Source organism: Bacillus andreraoultii (genome assembly GCF_001244735.1).
Lineage (GTDB): Bacteria > Bacillota > Bacilli > Bacillales > Caldibacillaceae > Caldifermentibacillus > Caldifermentibacillus andreraoultii.
Genome location: NZ_LN868937.1, coordinates 1,362,371 through 1,379,532 on the forward strand (window position 1 = coordinate 1,362,371; position 17,162 = coordinate 1,379,532).

At 34.8% G+C, this 17,162-nt stretch carries 16 protein-coding genes; 14 read left to right on the forward strand and 2 right to left on the reverse strand.

Going from position 1 to position 17,162, the window contains the following annotated elements; all coding sequences use genetic code 11:
* The first annotated feature begins 19 nt into the window (after positions 1-19).
* The 14 genes from BN2144_RS11645 to BN2144_RS11705 all read left to right on the forward strand — a co-directional run bounded on the left by BN2144_RS11645 (position 20) and on the right by BN2144_RS11705 (position 15,054).
* Positions 20-418: a cytidine deaminase gene (locus BN2144_RS11645; protein WP_033828384.1), complete on the forward strand. Its 399-nt coding sequence runs from the start codon at positions 20-22 to the stop codon at positions 416-418.
* Positions 411-1,328 carry a GTPase Era gene (gene era, locus BN2144_RS11650; RefSeq protein ID WP_033828385.1) on the forward strand — a complete coding sequence of 306 codons (918 nt, stop codon included), beginning with the start codon at positions 411-413 and terminating at the stop codon, positions 1,326-1,328. The genes BN2144_RS11645 and era overlap by 8 nt, the downstream gene beginning before the upstream one ends.
* A 120-nt stretch (positions 1,329-1,448) precedes the next feature.
* Entirely contained in the window at positions 1,449-1,589 is a 141-nt protein-coding gene (locus BN2144_RS19225; protein WP_075047826.1) for a YqzL family protein, read from the forward strand.
* A 33-nt stretch (positions 1,590-1,622) separates the two neighbouring features.
* Entirely contained in the window at positions 1,623-2,366 is a 744-nt protein-coding gene (gene recO, locus BN2144_RS11655; protein WP_033828386.1) for a DNA repair protein RecO, read from the forward strand.
* 427 nt (positions 2,367-2,793) lie between these two features.
* Entirely contained in the window at positions 2,794-3,684 is an 891-nt protein-coding gene (gene glyQ / locus BN2144_RS11660) for a glycine--tRNA ligase subunit alpha (RefSeq protein WP_033828387.1), read from the forward strand.
* Complete coding sequence (gene glyS, locus BN2144_RS11665) at positions 3,677-5,743, forward strand: glycine--tRNA ligase subunit beta (RefSeq protein WP_033828388.1); 2,067 nt, start codon at positions 3,677-3,679, stop codon at positions 5,741-5,743. The genes glyQ and glyS overlap by 8 nt, the downstream gene beginning before the upstream one ends.
* Before the next feature lie 112 nt (positions 5,744-5,855).
* On the forward strand, positions 5,856-6,488 hold the full coding sequence (locus tag BN2144_RS11670; RefSeq protein ID WP_230199735.1) for a transcriptional regulator CcpN: 633 nt from the start codon (positions 5,856-5,858) through the stop codon (positions 6,486-6,488).
* 56 nt (positions 6,489-6,544) lie between these two features.
* Entirely contained in the window at positions 6,545-7,351 is an 807-nt protein-coding gene (locus tag BN2144_RS11675; RefSeq protein ID WP_033828389.1) for a pyruvate, water dikinase regulatory protein, read from the forward strand.
* 476 nt (positions 7,352-7,827) lie between these two features.
* Positions 7,828-9,630 (forward strand): DNA primase, encoded by a 1,803-nt coding sequence (dnaG, locus tag BN2144_RS11680; RefSeq protein ID WP_033828390.1) that lies wholly within the window; start codon positions 7,828-7,830, stop codon positions 9,628-9,630.
* 21 nt (positions 9,631-9,651) lie between these two features.
* A complete protein-coding gene (gene rpoD / locus BN2144_RS11685; protein ID WP_033828391.1) occupies positions 9,652-10,779 on the forward strand; it encodes an RNA polymerase sigma factor RpoD in 1,128 nt (375 codons plus the stop codon).
* 648 nt (positions 10,780-11,427) lie between these two features.
* Positions 11,428-12,567 (forward strand): acyl-CoA dehydrogenase family protein, encoded by a 1,140-nt coding sequence (locus tag BN2144_RS11690; protein WP_033828392.1) that lies wholly within the window; start codon positions 11,428-11,430, stop codon positions 12,565-12,567.
* A 156-nt stretch (positions 12,568-12,723) separates the two neighbouring features.
* Positions 12,724-13,080, forward strand: coding sequence for a cytochrome c550 (gene cccA / locus BN2144_RS11695; RefSeq protein ID WP_033828393.1), 357 nt, complete (start codon positions 12,724-12,726; stop codon positions 13,078-13,080).
* A gap of 140 nt (positions 13,081-13,220) precedes the next feature.
* The gene (locus BN2144_RS11700; RefSeq protein ID WP_033828394.1) at positions 13,221-13,958 is read left to right on the forward strand and encodes a tRNA (adenine(22)-N(1))-methyltransferase; all 738 of its coding nucleotides are present in this window, start codon (positions 13,221-13,223) and stop codon (positions 13,956-13,958) included.
* A complete protein-coding gene (locus tag BN2144_RS11705) occupies positions 13,936-15,054 on the forward strand; it encodes a Nif3-like dinuclear metal center hexameric protein (protein ID WP_033828395.1) in 1,119 nt (372 codons plus the stop codon). Before BN2144_RS11700 ends, BN2144_RS11705 begins: the two co-directional genes overlap by 23 nt.
* Positions 15,055-15,273: 219 nt before the next feature.
* On the opposite strand, the gene BN2144_RS11710 is transcribed toward BN2144_RS11705, so the two are convergent.
* Both BN2144_RS11710 and vrrA read right to left on the reverse strand, forming a co-directional pair.
* Positions 15,274-16,218 (reverse strand): 4-hydroxy-3-methylbut-2-enyl diphosphate reductase, encoded by a 945-nt coding sequence (locus BN2144_RS11710; protein WP_033828396.1) that lies wholly within the window; start codon positions 16,216-16,218, stop codon positions 15,274-15,276.
* 181 nt (positions 16,219-16,399) lie between these two features.
* Positions 16,400-17,104, reverse strand: coding sequence for a VrrA/YqfQ family protein (vrrA, locus tag BN2144_RS11715; RefSeq protein WP_187367002.1), 705 nt, complete (start codon positions 17,102-17,104; stop codon positions 16,400-16,402).
* Positions 17,105-17,162: the final 58 nt, after the last annotated feature.

Below are 17,162 nucleotides of genomic sequence, written 5' to 3' on the forward strand. Positions count from 1 at the left end.
TAAGAAAGGATAAACATCAATGAAAACAGAACAATTAATTCAAGAAGCAATTGTAGCTAGAAAGCAAGCTTATGTTCCTTACTCGAAATTTGCTGTTGGTGCTGCTTTATTAACAGAAGATGGGAAAGTGTACCATGGCTGTAATATTGAAAATGCTGCCTACAGTATGGCTAATTGTGCAGAGAGAACTGCATTTTTTAAAGCGGTTTCAGAAGGAGTTAAAAACTTTAAAATGCTGACGGTTGTTGCCGATACAGAACGACCTTGCTCCCCTTGTGGCGCTTGTCGTCAAGTGATGGCAGAATTTTGTCCAAGTGATATGAAAGTATTTTTAACAAATTTAAAAGGTGACATAACTGAAACGACTGTTGGAGAGTTGTTACCAGGAGCATTTAACGCGGAGGATTTAAATGAATAGTAATAATAATGAGCATCAATATAAATCAGGATTCATTACAATAATTGGTCGACCCAATGTTGGAAAGTCTACATTTATCAATCAAGTTATTGGACAAAAGATAGCGATCATGAGTGATAAAGCACAAACGACAAGAAATAAAATTCAAGGAGTTTTAACAACGAATGATGCGCAGATGATTTTTATCGATACACCGGGAATACACAAGCCTAAACATCGTTTGGGAGAATTTATGATAAAAGTTGCAACAAATACTTTGAATGAAGTTGATATTGTATTATATATGGTTAATGCGTCTGAAAGCTTTGGTCGTGGAGAGGAATTTATTCTAGAAAAATTACAAAGTGTTAAAACAAACGTATTTTTAATTATAAATAAAATTGATTTAATTCACCCTGATGAGTTAATTACAATTATTGATCAGTATAAAGATAAATATCCTTTTGCTGAAATTGTACCGATCTCTGCATTGCAAGGGAACAATGTAGACCGTTTGCTTGATACAATAAAAAATTATTTACCTGAAGGACCACAATATTACCCGAGTGATCAAATAACAGATCATCCAGAAAGATTTATTATCTCCGAGTTAATTAGGGAAAAAGTACTCCATTTAACGAGAGAAGAAATTCCTCATTCTGTGGCGGTTATCATTGAAAAGATTGAAACGAGAAAAAATGGTACACTTCATATTATGGCAGCCATTATCGTTGAGCGTGACTCACAAAAAGGAATTATAATCGGTAAACAAGGGTCGATGTTAAAAGAAATAGGAAAAAGAGCAAGAGTTGATATTGAAAACTTATTAGGGTCAAAAGTCTTCTTAGAATTATGGGTAAAAGTTCAAAAAGACTGGCGAAATAAAGCTACTGTGTTAAGAGAATTTGGTTATCGTGAAGATGAATATTAATGACTTTTATCTAAATGACTAATAAGAATTTACAAAATCTGTTTCTCATGATTTTTGAGAGTTAGGAAATGATAAGGTTATGGTCAAAGCTAGTCAAAAATTTGAAAGGTGGGAATTTCCATGCTACATTTTACTTGGAAGGTTTTTACCCAAACAGGAAGTATTGACACTTATCTCCTTTACAAAGAATTAGCAAAAGAAATGGAAGATACACCAGATAACGATATAGAACTAGCTGATGCTGATATTCCTGTGACCTAAAACCTTTACGCTTTATTCGGATGGTGACCATCTTTGTTCCAAAAAGTTGAAGGCATTGTTCTCCGTTCAATTGACTACGGTGAGTCAAATAAAATTGTAACCATATTTTCTCGTGAATTCGGGAAATTTGGTGCTGTGGCAAGAGGTGCAAAAAAGCCGAATAGTCGTCTAGCCTCTGTGTCGCAGCCTTTTACATACGGCTATTTTCTTTGCTCTACTAGTAAAGGTTTAGGAACGGTTCAACAAGGAGAAATTATTGAAGTATTTCGTTCGATTACTGAAGATCTTTTTTTGACTGCGTATGCCTCATACATAGTCGAACTTTTAGATAAAAGTACAGATGAACGTGTAAACAATCCTTATTTATTTGAATTGTTATATCAAACTTTAAAGTATATTGATGAGGGATACGATCCTCAAATTATGAAAAATATTTTTGAAATGAAAATGTTACCCTTATTAGGGTTGCGACCTAATTTTGAATACTGTGTCAACTGTAAAAATACAGAAGGTCCATTTGTATTCTCAATTAAAGAAGCAGGAATTTTATGTCACCGTTGCCTTGAACATGATCCGCACCACTTAAAACTAAATCAGACGACAATCCGTTTATTACGACTTTTTTCTTATTTTGATTTAAATCGGTTAGGAACGATCAATGTAAAAGAAACTACAAAAAATGAACTCGAGACATGTATATCCGCTTATTATGAAGAATATTCCGGTTTGTACTTAAAAACAAAAAGGTTTCTACAGCAACTGGATAAATTAAAATGAATTAACTTTATTCTGTAGAAACTCCCTTATGTAATTCACTGGAATGAAAACGACGAAATAGTTAAAGATACTGTGAATTTTCGATAAGGACTATTGACATCATCTGCATTTTTCGATATGATACGTAATAAAATATTTCTTGCTGTGAAGGAAAGTAGTACTTAATTTGCTTCTATAAAAGCGAACCTAGGATGGTGCGAGCTAGGGTATAGAGAATTAAGGAAGGCATTCTGGAGCAATAGTGAAGTTAAGGTGGCCGATTGGCAAATAGGGTGGAACCGCGGGAAAGATCCCGTCCCTATGCTTACATTTAAGCATAGGGACGGGATCTTTTTTATGTCAATGATGAACCTTAAATTCCTAATCCAACAAGAACAATTAAATCTATTGAATTAAGGAATAGATAAAAAATACAAGAGGTGGAAAAATGAATATCCAAAATATGATTTTAACTTTGCAAAAGCATTGGTCAAATCAAGGATGTATATTAATGCAAGCTTATGATGTTGAAAAAGGTGCAGGAACAATGAGTCCATATACTTTTTTACGAGCAATTGGTCCAGAACCATGGCGTGTTGCTTACGTAGAACCTTCAAGAAGGCCAGCAGATGGTCGATATGGTGAAAACCCTAATCGCCTATATCAACACCATCAATTTCAAGTAATTATTAAACCTTCTCCTGATAATATTCAAGAACTTTACTTAGATTCTTTACGTGCGCTAGGAATTGACCCACTTCAACATGATATTCGCTTTGTTGAAGATAACTGGGAAAATCCATCACTTGGTTGTGCAGGTCTTGGTTGGGAAGTATGGCTTGATGGAATGGAAATCACCCAGTTTACTTATTTTCAACAAGTAGGTGGATTAGAATGTAAGCCCGTATCTGTAGAAATAACTTATGGAATTGAACGTCTAGCTTCTTATATACAAGATAAAGAGAATGTGTTTGATCTTGAATGGACAGAAGGGTTTACGGTGCGCGATATTTTTGGACAACCAGAATATGAACATTCGAAATACGCATTCGAAACATCTGATAGTGAAATGCTCTTTCATTTATTTCATGTGTATGAAAAAGAAGCCCATCGGCAAATGGATGAAGGTCTTGTTCACCCAGCCTATGATTATGTGTTGAAATGCTCGCATGTATTCAATTTACTTGATGCAAAAGGAGAAATCTCTGTTACTGAACGGACTGCATATTTAGCTCGTTGTCGTAACTTAGCTAGAAAAATAGCAAGAACATTTTACGATGAACGTGAGAAGTTAGGATTCCCAATTTTAAATAAGAGAAAGGGGAATGACAATGAATAAAAAAGATTTATTGTTAGAAATTGGATTAGAAGAAGTACCCGCTCGCTTTCTATTAGATGCAAGCCAACAATTAGCTGACCAAATTGAGCAATTATTTAAAGAACAAAATATCGGCTATGGTCAAGTCCATGTTTATTCAACTCCAAGAAGACTAGCAGTTTATATTGAGGATGTTAATGAAAAACAAGAAGATATAAATGAAGAAGTAAAAGGCCCTGCAAAGAAAATTGCGATAGATGAAGCTGGTAACTGGACAAAGGCTGCACAAGGTTTTACGAGAGGGCAAGGAAAGACGGTAGATGATATTTATTTTAAAGAAGTAAGTGGTGTTGAATATGTATATGTGAATAAACATATTCAAGGTAAAAATACGGTAGAAATTTTGGAAACATTACAAGATGTAATTACAAGTTTAACCTTTTCTAAAAATATGCGCTGGGCAAACTTTGATCTTCGTTATATTCGGCCTATTCGCTGGATTATTGCGTTATATGGTAAACAAGTACTAAATGTTCAAATTACAAATGTAAAGGCAAGTAATAAGTCTTACGGACATCGATTTTTGGGGGATACCGTTTCAATTGAGGAGCCGAAAGAATACAAATCTTTATTACAATCGCAATATGTTTTAGTCGATTATGAAGAAAGAAAAACATCCATATTAAATCAAATTCATCAATTAGAGAAAGAACAAAACTGGGTCGTTCCAGTTGACGAAAAATTGTTGGAAGAAGTAACAAATCTTGTTGAGTATCCAACAGTTTTATTCGGTACTTTTGAAGAGGAATATTTAAAATTACCAAAAGAAGTATTAATTACTACAATGAAGGAACATCAACGTTATTTCCCGGTGCAAGACCAATCCGGAAATTTATTGAATTACTTTATAACCGTACGTAATGGGGATTCTCAACATATCGAAAATGTGCGTAAAGGTAATGAAAAAGTCATTCGTGCAAGACTACAAGATGCGGTTTTCTTTTACGAAGAAGATCAAAAATTATCAATTCAAGACGGTTTATCGAAGTTAGAAAGAGTTATTTATCATGATGAAATTGGTACTTATAAAGAAAAGGTAGGGCGGGTTAAAGAGCTATCTTATTATATGTTACAACAACTTCACCTTTCAAAAGAGGTAGAGGCTAACACATTAAGAGCTGCAGAGATATGTAAGTTTGACTTAGTAACACAAATGGTTGATGAATTCCCTGAATTGCAAGGATATATAGGTGAAAACTATGCCCTTATTCACGGGGAAAATACTCATGTGGCTAAAGCGATTTATGAACATTACCTGCCAAAAAGTGCGGACGGAATTATACCTAAAACAGATCCAGGCGCCATTGTGAGTATCGCGGATAAATTAGATACAATATGTTCATTCTTTGCTATCGGAGTGATTCCGAGTGGTTCTCAAGATCCTTATAGTTTAAGAAGGCAAGCAACAGGTGTCGTACAAATTTTAATAAATAAAGGTTGGAATATTAACTTCACATTGCTCTTAAAAGAAAGTATAGATAGAACAAAAACATTTTCAAAACGAAATGAGGAGGAAGTTCTTCAAGATGTATTAGACTTCTTTAAGTTACGGTTTAAACACTTACTTACAGAAAAGGGCATCCATTTTGATATTATTGATGCCGTATTAGAGGCACCAATTGCCGATATTAAATCACTAGTAACGAAAGCTGAGATTTTAGAAGATAGAAAAGGAAGTACGACATTTAAAGAAGAAGTTGAGGCTTTAAGTAGGGTTATTAATATTGCTAAAAAAGCAACAACAATATCTGAAGTTAATCCGGCATTATTTGAAAATGAATCAGAGAATGCTTTGTTTGAAAAATATAAAGAGGTTTCTAATAAGTTGCGAACAGTAAATGATATGGAAGAATACTATCGATTGTTGATAGGATTGAAAGAATCAATTAACGGTTACTTTGACAAGACGATGGTTATGACTGATCAAGAAGAAGTTCGCCAAAACCGTTTATCCTTAATGAAACTTATTTCAAGTACAATCAAAACATTTGCCCATTTTTCATTACTTATTGTAAAGTGATTAGTAGAACATATTGTCACTTATAACGAAAAATAACATGACTAAAAACTATCTTTTTGTAAAATATATATATTCGTTTAGGCAAGATATGTTATTTTTTGCTGGTTGGGTGGTGAGTAAAATAGAACTTAGTAAACGACAAGAAAAAATTATTCAAATTGTAAGGGAAAACGGTCCGATTACGGGGGAACATATTGCAGAAAAGTTAAATTTAACACGTGCAACATTGCGACCAGATTTAGCTATTTTAACAATGGCAGGATTTTTAGATGCAAGGCCGCGGGTTGGATACTTTTATACAGGAAAAAGTAGTACACAACTATTATCTGAAAGTATCAAAAAAATAAAAGTGAATGATTTTAAATCGATTCCTGTCGTTGTTAATGAGAATGTAACGGTTTATGATGCCATTGTTACAATGTTTTTAGAAGATGTTGGGACACTTTTTATAGTCGATAATGATAACTTGTTAGTTGGCGCATTATCTAGAAAAGACTGCTTACGTGCTAGCATTGGTAAGCAGGATTTGAACTCTGTCCCAGTGCACATCATTATGACAAGAATGCCAAATATTACGATGTGTAAAGGTGATGACTTGTTAATTCACGTAGCAGAGAAGTTAATTGAAAAACAAATCGATGCCTTGCCTATTGTAAGAGATAAGGATAAAGGGTATGAAGTCGTCGGTAGAGTGACGAAATCAAATATTACAAAGGCATTTGTCACCCTCTTTAACGACGAGTAGGAAAGACGCATGCAGCTTTATGGTGCTAGACAAACAGATAAGGAGATGATACTCAGATGACGAGACCTCCTATATATATAGTATCTGACTCGGTAGGAGAAACGGTCGAATTAGTTACAAAAGCTGCGATGAGCCAGTTCAATGGTGCAAGAGTAGATTTACAAAGAATACCGTTTGTTGAAGATCACACGACCATTGACGAGGTTATTTCGCTTGCTAAATTAAATCAAGGAATTATTGTTTTTACACTTGTTAAGCCTGATATGAGAAAGTATTTAACAGAAAGAGCGAATCAAGAAAATATTTTCGCTTTTGATGTATTAGGTCCACTCATTGATCAATTTGAGGAAATATCTGGTGTGACTGCAAAATATGAGCCTGGTCTTGTACGTAAATTAGATGAAGATTACTTTAAAAAAATTGAAGCAATTGAGTTTGCTGTTAAATATGATGACGGTAAAGATCCAAATGGTCTTTTAAAAGCAGATATTGTGTTAATCGGTGTGTCTAGAACGTCAAAAACTCCGTTGTCCCAGTTTCTTGCGTTAAAACGGTATAAAGTAGCGAATGTTCCGATTGTACCAGAAGTTGAACCGCCTGAAGAATTATTTCAAATAGATGGTAGAAAGTGTATTGCTCTTAAAATTAGTCCTGACCAGTTAAATCATATTCGTAAAGAACGGTTAATCGCACTAGGCCTTGATGCAAAGGCCAATTATGCGAAAGAGGAAAGAATAAAACAAGAGCTTGAATACTTTGAACAGATTGTTAATCGCATTGGTTGTCATATGATTGACGTAACAAATAAAGCAGTAGAAGAGACTGCAAATATGATTGTTAATTACCTAAAGAAAATAGGTTAAAACGTTCATTTTCATTTCAATAATAAAGAAAAAGGCTATCCAATAATAAATGAAAATTTTATTATTGGATGGCCTTTTATGATGGATTGTATTTATATAAATTTGGAAATATTTTTATGAAACAATTAAATGGTAAAAAGCTTATTTTTGTATTATAATAAAAAATTGTACAGAAATTTTCACTTTTAGGTTTAGACTTGGGGATTTAAGAATAAACTTATTAATGATGAATGTCAAGAAATGAAAATAAAAATTTTTCGACATACATTTTCTTCTACAAAATGAAAGAAACTATGTACTTTCTAAGAAATTTGTCCTTGATAGAAGGAAAATGTGAACGAATGTAGAATCTTATTATCAAACCATAAGAAAATCCCGTGAAGTTAAACCAAAATATTATTAGACAAAAAATGTCGAATCTTGAAGGATATTTAAGATAAGAGTCGAATATTTAATAATGGGATGGAGATGTTCTTATGGGAGAACGGATTCCAAAAGAAATAATTAATGAAATTAGCCAATCTGTCGATATAGTGGATGTGATTAGTGAATATGTTCATCTAAAAAAACAGGGGAGAAATTATTTTGGTCTTTGCCCTTTTCATGATGAAAAATCACCATCGTTCTCCGTATCTGTTGATAAGCAAATTTTCTACTGTTTTGGCTGTCATGCTGGCGGGAATGTTTTTTCTTTCTTAATGGACCTTGAAGGTATTTCCTTTCAGGACGCTGCTATAAAATTAGCAGAGCGTGCGAATATTCCGTTACATATAGAAAAATTAAAAACAAATAATGTTGATGGTCCAAAAACAGATCATGAAAAAATGATTGAAGCCCATGAGCTACTAAGACAATTTTACCACCATTTATTAGTAAATACGAATAAGGGGCAAGAAGCTCTAGAATATTTAACAAAACGAGATTTTACTCGTGAAATGATTGACCACTTCCAAATTGGCTATTGTTTAAATGATTGGGATACCAGTTTGAAGTTTTTAAAATCAAGGGGGTTTCATGAGGAACTGCTGGAACAAGCAGGGTTAATTATTAGGAGTGAAGCGAATAATCGATATTTTGATCGGTTTCGCGGTAGAATCATTTTTCCAATTTATGACAATAAGGGAAATACAATCGCATTTTCTGGTCGTGTCATTCATGAGGGGGAACCTAAATATTTAAATAGTCCTGAAACACCAATATTCCATAAGGGAAAGGTATTATACAATTTCCATAAAGCAAGGCCTGCTATACGTAAGAAACAAGAAGTAATCATATTTGAAGGTTTTGCTGACTGTATATCTGCATTTGGTGCAGGTGTTGATAATGGAATTGGTACGATGGGGACGGCATTAACTGAAGAACATATTCATTTAATTAAGCGCAACACTGACCGGGTTATATTATGTTTTGATGCAGATAAAGCGGGCCAAAATGCAACGTTTAAAGCCGGGGAATTATTGCAAGAAGCGGGTTGTCTTGTTCAAGTGGCGGTTATTCCAGATGCGAAAGATCCAGATGAATACATTCGTGTTCATGGAAATGCATTTGTAAATAAAGTTATTGGGACAAGTTTGACATTCATGGCGTTTAAAATGAAATATTACCGTCAAGGCAAAAATCTTCAAAATGAAGGAGATCGTCTCATATATATCGAACAAGTATTAAAAGATATAGCTGCGATGGAAAATGCCATTGAACGAGATGTTTATTTACGTCAGATAGCTGAAGAATTCTCGATATCTTTAGATGCATTAAAACAACAACAGCGTAAATTATATTATGCTCACAGAAAGAAAACAAATAACCAACCACAACTAAAACATACACCTGTAATTATTCAAACTGAAAAGAAACTTAGGGAAGCTTTTGAAAACGCAGAGAGAATGTTAATCGCACAGATGCTGAAAAGTATTTCGTTTGCGAACCGCGTCCAAAAAGCTTTACAAAATTATACGTTTAATCTCGATGAACATCAAGCGATTGTAACCTACCTTTATGCATACTATGAAGAAGGAAATGAACCGGATTTAACACAATTTTTAAGTTTTGTTAAAGATAAGTACTTACGGGATTTAATCGCAGAAATTGGCATGATTCCAACGAATGATGATATTTCTGATAAAGAATTTACTGATTATATAAAGCATGTCATTAAACAGCATAAATTGCTCAAAATAAAGGAAAAAGAAAAAGCAAGTAAAGAAGCTGAATTGGAGAAAAATTATAAAAAGGCAGCAGAGCTTGTGAATGAAATAATCCTTTTAAAAAAATCGCTTTAATTGTCGGAAGGAGGGGAACAAATGGCTGAAAAATCAGCACGTTCCAAAGAAGAATCTGAACTTACTTTAGATCAGGTTAAAGACAAATTAATGGAGTTAGGAAAGAAAAGGGGATCTCTTTCTTACGATACAATCGCAAAAAATTTAGCTCAGTATGAATTAGACGCAGAGAATATGGATGATTTCTATGAGCAACTAACAGAACAAGGTGTTCAATTAGTTGAAGAAGCAGAAGAAGAAGATAGTGATCAACCTGATGATAATGAACTAGAAGGTGAAGAGGAATTTGATTTAAATGATTTAAGTGTTCCTCCTGGTGTTAAAATAAATGACCCTGTTCGAATGTATCTAAAAGAAATTGGTCGGGTAGATTTATTATCTCCTGAAGAAGAAATTGAATTAGCAGAAAGAATCGCCCAAGGTGACGAAGAAGCAAAGCGTAGATTGGCTGAAGCAAACTTACGTCTTGTTGTTAGTATTGCAAAAAGGTATGTAGGTAGGGGAATGTTATTTCTTGATTTAATTCAAGAAGGAAATATGGGTCTAATTAAAGCTGTTGAAAAGTTTGACTACAAAAAAGGATTTAAATTTAGTACGTATGCTACTTGGTGGATCCGTCAAGCGATTACGAGGGCAATTGCAGACCAAGCAAGAACCATTCGAATTCCTGTTCATATGGTCGAAACAATTAATAAATTAATTCGTGTTCAGCGGCAATTACTGCAAGACTTGGGAAGAGAACCGACGCCTGAAGAAATTGCCGAAGAGATGGATTTAACTCCTGAAAAGGTAAGAGAAATTTTAAAAATTGCGCAAGAACCTGTATCTCTTGAAACACCAATTGGTGAAGAAGATGATTCTCATCTAGGCGATTTTATTGAAGACCAAGACGCTACTTCACCATCAGACCACGCAGCATATGAAATGTTAAAGGAACAACTAGAAGATGTACTAGATACACTAACTGACCGTGAAGAAAATGTATTACGTCTCCGCTTTGGACTTGACGATGGACGAACTCGAACATTAGAAGAAGTGGGTAAAGTTTTTGGTGTTACCCGTGAACGGATTCGTCAAATCGAAGCAAAAGCTCTCCGAAAACTAAGGCATCCTAGTCGCAGTAAACGGCTCAAAGACTTTCTTGAGTAAAATATCTTTATCAGGTTTACCAACTTTTGGTAAGCCTTTTTTGTTAATAGGAAATTTTTCAATTTCTACTTTCCTTTACGCATAAGCGCATAAGGAAGGCGTAAGCGGCTACATCAAAGCCGAAAAGCTCTCTTTCTTATCCAAGCAAACGTTAGTCTCTTTGGTTATCTGAAAGCTCAAGCGCGTCCGAGAGTTTTCTTTATTATCGATTGGTTCTCATAAATCTCTATTTACTTCTTTCCAAACGAAATTTGAGAATTTGGCAGTATAACCCTTCACCGTTAAAAAATTGGTTTTCCAGTAAACTACGTCTTTTGCTCTTACTTAAAGATTGGACACCAAAGTATCCTTTCGTTCTCTTTGATAACCTACCTTAACTGAAATCTGTTCGTATTCGCTTACATGTTATTTGTCATCTATTTTATATAAAAATAAATGAATTTGCAAATTCCTTTGTAAAGAAAATCCAAAAAATATATGAGATGAGCATGAATTGATTTATTATTTAGATCGTTTTGTATTACAAAACCCAATGGTTAGTAACAGAAGTTGAAGAAACTTAAACAAAGAAAGTAAATTACCACTAATGAAAGCGCAGACAAATTCATATGGTTAGAATAGGACATTAATTAAAAAGGGGTTGAGTGAATGAATTTTCATTTGACAGATGAACAAAAATTGATTCAAAAAACAATAAGGGAATTTGCAGAAGAAGTAGTTGCGAAAGACGTTTTAGAAAGGGATCGTACAAAACTGTTTCCAAGGGAGATTTTTAAACAATTAAGTGAATTAGGACTAATGGGTCTGCCATTTCCTGAAGAATATGGGGGATCGGGTGCCGATACGATTAGTTTTGCGATTGTAGTTGAAGAGTTAAGTAAGGTATGTGCTTCTACTGGTATAACATATTCGGCCCATATTTCTCTTGGAGGAGCACCACTTCATTTATTTGGTACGAAAGAGCAAAAAGAAAAATATTTAACACAAATATGTAGTGGGGAATCGTTAGGTGCATTCGGACTTACAGAACCTGGTGCGGGCTCAGATGCAGGTGGGACAAAAACGACAGCAATTGCAAAAGATGGGAATTTTGTTATTAATGGGAATAAATGTTTCATAACAAATGCAAGTTACGCAAAATTTTTAGCAATAACTGCAATTACGAATAGAAAAGAATCAAATAAAGAGATTAGCGCAATCATCGTCCCTACAGATACAGATGGTTTTCAAATTACAGAGTACGAGGAGAAAATGGGCCTTCACGCTTCTAATACAACAGAGCTTTCTTTTACGAATGTAATCGTCCCAGAAGAAAATTTACTTGGAAAAAGAGGAGAAGGATTTAAACAATTTTTAGTTACATTAGATGGTGGAAGAATTGGAATCGGCGCAATGGCAGTAGGAATTGCACAAGCAGCATTTGAAAAGTCATTACAGTATGCGAAAGAACGTGAACAGTTTGGTAAAGCCATAGCGAGAAACCAAGCAATTCAATTTAAACTAGCAGATATGGCAATGAAAATAGAACTAGCTCGAACAATGGTATATAAAGCTGCATGGTTAAAAGATCAGGGACGTCCATTTACGAAAGAAGCATCAATTTGTAAATTATTTGCTTCTGAAATGTGTATGGAAATAACAAGCCAAGCAGTTCAAATTCACGGTGGGAATGGTTATATGAGAGAATATCATGTGGAGCGATACATGCGGGATGCAAAATTATTGGAAATTGGGGAGGGCACATCTGAAATTCAACGACTTGTTATCGCGAGACAAATCGGCTGTTAATGTCGAAAGGTGTCAATAGATATATATGAATTTTTTGTGTCTTTTAGATAAAATCAACATGAATATAGTGTTAAATACTTCCACTTCACTCGATTTTCAAGTAAAATAAGAATAGTTTGTAAATGATTATTAGTAATAGGAAAAGGGGAGAGAGTGATGAAACGCAATGCAGTATTTCCTTATCTATTAATTATGGTCTTTGGAATTGGACTAATTGTGGCATTATCAATTATAGGGGTTAATGATAGTAAAGAAGCAGGTGGCGAAGAATCAAAAAAAGAAAGCACTGCTGAAGCGGGATCTCCTGAGGAAATCTATGCGCAAAACTGTATTAGTTGTCATGGTGAAAACTATGAAGGGGCAATGGGTCCTGAGTTAAAAAATGTTGGTGAACGTCTATCTGCTGATGAAATTAAAGATGTCTTACAAAATGGCCGGGGTGCGATGCCAAAAGGACTTGTTCCAGCGGAAAGTATCGATGCAATGACGGAGTGGCTGTCGTCACTTAAATAATATAATAGAGGACTTCCAATTTCCTAAGCAATATTATGTTAGATGGATTGGAGGTCCTTTTCGCTTTCATTGAAATTCTCTCAGTTTTCCTGTAATTTTATATATGTTAAAAGAATAGAAAGCATGGTGAATCATTTTATATGATAAAGTTGTCTGAAAGATTAAAAAGAGTAGCCTCATATATTCCTGAGGATAGTACACTTGCTGATATAGGGTCTGATCACGCCTATTTACCAATTTATGCTATGCAAAATGGTCTAATTAAAGAAGCGATAGCAGGTGAAGTAGCAGAAGGACCATACAATGCGGCTAAGGCTAGTGTAGAGGCTGCTGGGTATGATAAACAGATTGACGTTCGAAAGGGTGATGGACTATCCGTCATTAAAAATGGTGAAAAAATTGACTGCATAACTATTGCTGGAATGGGAGGAGCTTTAATTTCTTCAATACTGGAACAAGGGAAAAATCAATTAACGACGGCAAATGTGAAACGACTTATTTTACAACCAAATATCTCAGCAAATACAATTCGTAAATGGTTTTTGAATAATGGATGGGAATTAATAAACGAATCAATTTTAGAAGAGGATGGCCACATATATGAAATTTTAATCGCAGAAAGGGGAGAACCGACAAATCCGTACAATAAAAAAGATATGGAAAAGGAAATTTTATTTGGGCCTTTCCTTCTTAAAGAAGACCAAGCTTTTCCTTTTATAAAGAAGTGGTCAAGAGAGTATAATGAATGGCTACGAGTTTATGAACAGTTAGCAAAAGCGAGTGTTAGTGATGGAATTACTAAAAAGAAAGAGGAAATAAAACAATTTATTGAGTGGTATGAGGAGGTTTATCCAAATGAAAATTCCAAACGGATATGAAATCATTCAGCTTTTTGAACAATTTGCACCTAAGAGACTTGCAATGGAAGGTGATAAAATTGGTTTGCTCGTTGGCTCGTTAAATCAGCCGATTAAAAATGTCCTTGTTGCTTTAGATGTTACAGAAGAAGTAGTCGATGAGGCGATTGAGAAAGATGTACAGCTAATTATCAGTCATCATCCACTAATCTATAGCCCGTTAAAAACAATTCGCACAGAAGATGCTTACGGGAAAATAATTACAAAGCTTATCAAACATGATATCGCCGTTTATGCTGCACATACGAATCTTGATGTTGCAACTGGCGGAGTTAATGATTTACTCGCTGATCGTATTGGGTTGAAAAATACAGAAGTACTCGTTCCTACTTATGAAGAATCCCTCAAGAAACTCGTTGTGTATACACCGAAAGACGCATCAGAATCTGTTCGTAATGCACTCGGTGATGCTGGGGCAGGATTTATCGGTAATTACAGCCATTGTTCGTTTACTGCGAGTGGTATTGGTCGGTTTCTACCAGGAGAAAATACAAATCCGTATATTGGACAAGTTGGTAAATTAGAAGAAGTAAATGAAGAAAGAATTGAAACGGTATTTCCGGAGAATTTGGAAAGAAAAGTTTTAAAAGCAATGTACCAGGCGCACCCATATGAAGAACCAGCGTTTGATATATATCCGTTACATATAAAGGGAGAAACGTTTGGATTAGGTAGGATTGGATATTTGGAAAAAGAAATAACATTAAAGGATTTTGCTACATATATAAAAAATGTTTTAGATGTTAACGGGGTACGTGTTGTTGGTAATCTGGATGATAAAATTAAGAAAGTGGCGATACTAGGTGGAGATGGTGGCAAATATTATAAAACAGCCATTTTTAAAGGGGCGGATGTGTTTATTACGGGTGATTTATATTATCATACCGCAATCGATGCAAAATTAGATGGGTTAAATATAATTGACCCTGGTCATAATATCGAGAAAGTAATGAAGGAAGGCGTTGCTCATAAGATGATGGAATTAAGTAACCAAGAAAACTATCAAGTGAATTTTATTCCATCATCAATCAATACAGAACCATGTCAATTTATTTAAACGTAAAGACTTCAAAAAAAGGACTCATGACTAAATCATTATTAGTTCAGAGTCCCTTCTTAGCTAATAAGAAAGAATAAATATTCCAACTTCTATTTTCCAATACTCATAAGCGTACAAGGAAGGCTCTTACAGCTATATCAAAGCCGAAAAACTCTCTTTCCTGCGAGCTATGTTGTTTGGTTGCCCAAAGGTTCAAGCGTCTCCGAGTTTTCTTTATTATTTTACAATCTTTACTTTTGGTAAAATTTTTGTCAGTGGAATTTTTCTTTCACGCACCCACGTAGTTTCATCAGTTGCATCAAACTGTTCAAGAAAATTGATAACTTCTTTCGTAATTGGTGTTGGTGTAGATGCCCCAGAAGTAACAGCGACCTTTTTAGCCTCTTTAATCCAGTCAATCTTTATCTCAGTAACATCTTGAACACGATATGACTTCGTTCCGGCTATTTCTTCAGAGACTTGGGCGAGGCGGTTAGAATTATTACTCTTCGGATCACCAACAACGATGAGGACATCCGCTTCTCCAGCTTGTTGTGCAACGGCCTCTTGTCTTACTTGAGTAGCTTGGCAGATTTCGTTATGTATCTCTGCGTGAGGATATTTTGTTAAACATAACTCCATTAACTCCTCAACATCCCAACGGCTCATCGTCGTTTGATTTGTAATGATAATTTTGTCATTATTAATATTTAATTGATTTATCTCTTCAGTTGAAGACACTAAATAAACGAGACCTGGTGCAACACCTACAGCACCTTCTGGCTCTGGATGACCTTTTTTACCAATGTAAATCACTTCATAGCCCGCTTTTGTTTTCTCTTCAATTAAAACATGAGTTTTTGTTACATCAGGACAAGTAGCGTCAATTGTTACAAGACCTTTTTCTTTAGCAATTTGTCTAACTTCTGGTGAAACACCGTGAGCGGTGAATATAACTGTGCCATGATTAACCTTTTCCAGAATTTCTTTTCGATTGCTTCCGTCTAAAGTGATAATCCCTTCCTCTTTAAATGCATCCGTTACATTTTGATTATGGACAAGCATACCGAGAATATAAATGGGTCTAGGTAAGTTTTTATCTAAAGCGGCATTTTTTGCGATAACCATCGCATCAACAACACCGTAGCAATAACCGCGGGGGGACACTTTAATTACTTCCATGATAAGTACCTCCTCTTAATCTAAAAAGATTATAGATACATTATAGCGAACAATTCTACATAACTCAAAGTATACTTAGTCGTTAAAAATAATAGTAAAAGCAGTGAATAGTGAGTCATTACGAAACTGATGAAAACTATATGATGTTTCTTAACTTTTAAGATCTATTCACTGCCTATGATTATATATACAATTTAGGTATGGATTCCTTTGGTTTGCTTTCTTTTTTATTGTTTTTTTTCTTCCCAGTTGTTTTAGATTTTATTGTTAATGACTCATTCGTATTATGATTTATTTCTTCTTTGTCATCGTTTAAGAGTTGATGATCATCTGAAGTAGTATCGTCTATGTCTACATGTTTCTTATCTACTTGTTGCTCTTCTGTTTGTTCGCCATCTTTTTTACCTTCACCGTCTACAGATTCATTACTTTCCTCAGACTCTTCAGAATCATTATTTTGAAATCCTCGATAAATTTTCCATAAAGCCGGCAAATTTCTTACTAATGGGCCATATTGTTGAACCATGGATCCAATTTGCTGTCCTGTCCGTAACACTTGTTGTGTTTGCCCTAAAAACTTAGAAATTGAATCGGCGCTTAGAAAACTTTTGATGCCAGTTTGTTCTTGTATACCAATTCCACTCCCAAATTGGAAAGGGTTGATCGGTTGTTGCATAGACCTTATCGCTTGATTTTGCCTTCCACCTAACAGTCTTGAAAGGAACCCTCCACGCCTTGGTAGTTGTCTGTTCATTCCTTGTGGAGCGTGTCCATGTTGGTAAAAACCCCCTTGTATACCTCTAGCCATTCGATTTCTTCGTATCGGTGGTTGTTGGAAAAATGGGTATTGATTCGGTGGCCTTCTTTGTTGTAATCTTGGTGGCATTGCACTTTCCTCCTTATATCCCATTCACTCTCCTATTACAATATGCAACCCGATTCGC

Bases quoted from the DNA above. Each gene is read 5' to 3' on its own strand.
- era (WP_033828385.1), top strand. From the start codon at position 411: ATGAATAGTAATAATAATGAGCATCAATATAAATCAGGATTCATTACA.
- BN2144_RS11700 (WP_033828394.1), top strand. From the start codon at position 13,221: ATGATAAAGTTGTCTGAAAGATTAAAAAGAGTAGCCTCATATATTCCT.
- BN2144_RS11710 (WP_033828396.1), bottom strand. From the start codon at position 16,218: ATGGAAGTAATTAAAGTGTCCCCCCGCGGTTATTGCTACGGTGTTGTT.
- BN2144_RS19225 (WP_075047826.1), top strand. From the start codon at position 1,449: ATGCTACATTTTACTTGGAAGGTTTTTACCCAAACAGGAAGTATTGAC.
- BN2144_RS11675 (WP_033828389.1), top strand. From the start codon at position 6,545: ATGACGAGACCTCCTATATATATAGTATCTGACTCGGTAGGAGAAACG.
- cccA (WP_033828393.1), top strand. From the start codon at position 12,724: ATGAAACGCAATGCAGTATTTCCTTATCTATTAATTATGGTCTTTGGA.
- BN2144_RS11690 (WP_033828392.1), top strand. From the start codon at position 11,428: ATGAATTTTCATTTGACAGATGAACAAAAATTGATTCAAAAAACAATA.
- rpoD (WP_033828391.1), top strand. From the start codon at position 9,652: ATGGCTGAAAAATCAGCACGTTCCAAAGAAGAATCTGAACTTACTTTA.
- dnaG (WP_033828390.1), top strand. From the start codon at position 7,828: ATGGGAGAACGGATTCCAAAAGAAATAATTAATGAAATTAGCCAATCT.
- vrrA (WP_187367002.1), bottom strand. From the start codon at position 17,104: ATGCCACCAAGATTACAACAAAGAAGGCCACCGAATCAATACCCATTT.
- BN2144_RS11705 (WP_033828395.1), top strand. From the start codon at position 13,936: ATGAAAATTCCAAACGGATATGAAATCATTCAGCTTTTTGAACAATTT.
- glyS (WP_033828388.1), top strand. From the start codon at position 3,677: ATGAATAAAAAAGATTTATTGTTAGAAATTGGATTAGAAGAAGTACCC.
- BN2144_RS11645 (WP_033828384.1), top strand. From the start codon at position 20: ATGAAAACAGAACAATTAATTCAAGAAGCAATTGTAGCTAGAAAGCAA.
- glyQ (WP_033828387.1), top strand. From the start codon at position 2,794: ATGAATATCCAAAATATGATTTTAACTTTGCAAAAGCATTGGTCAAAT.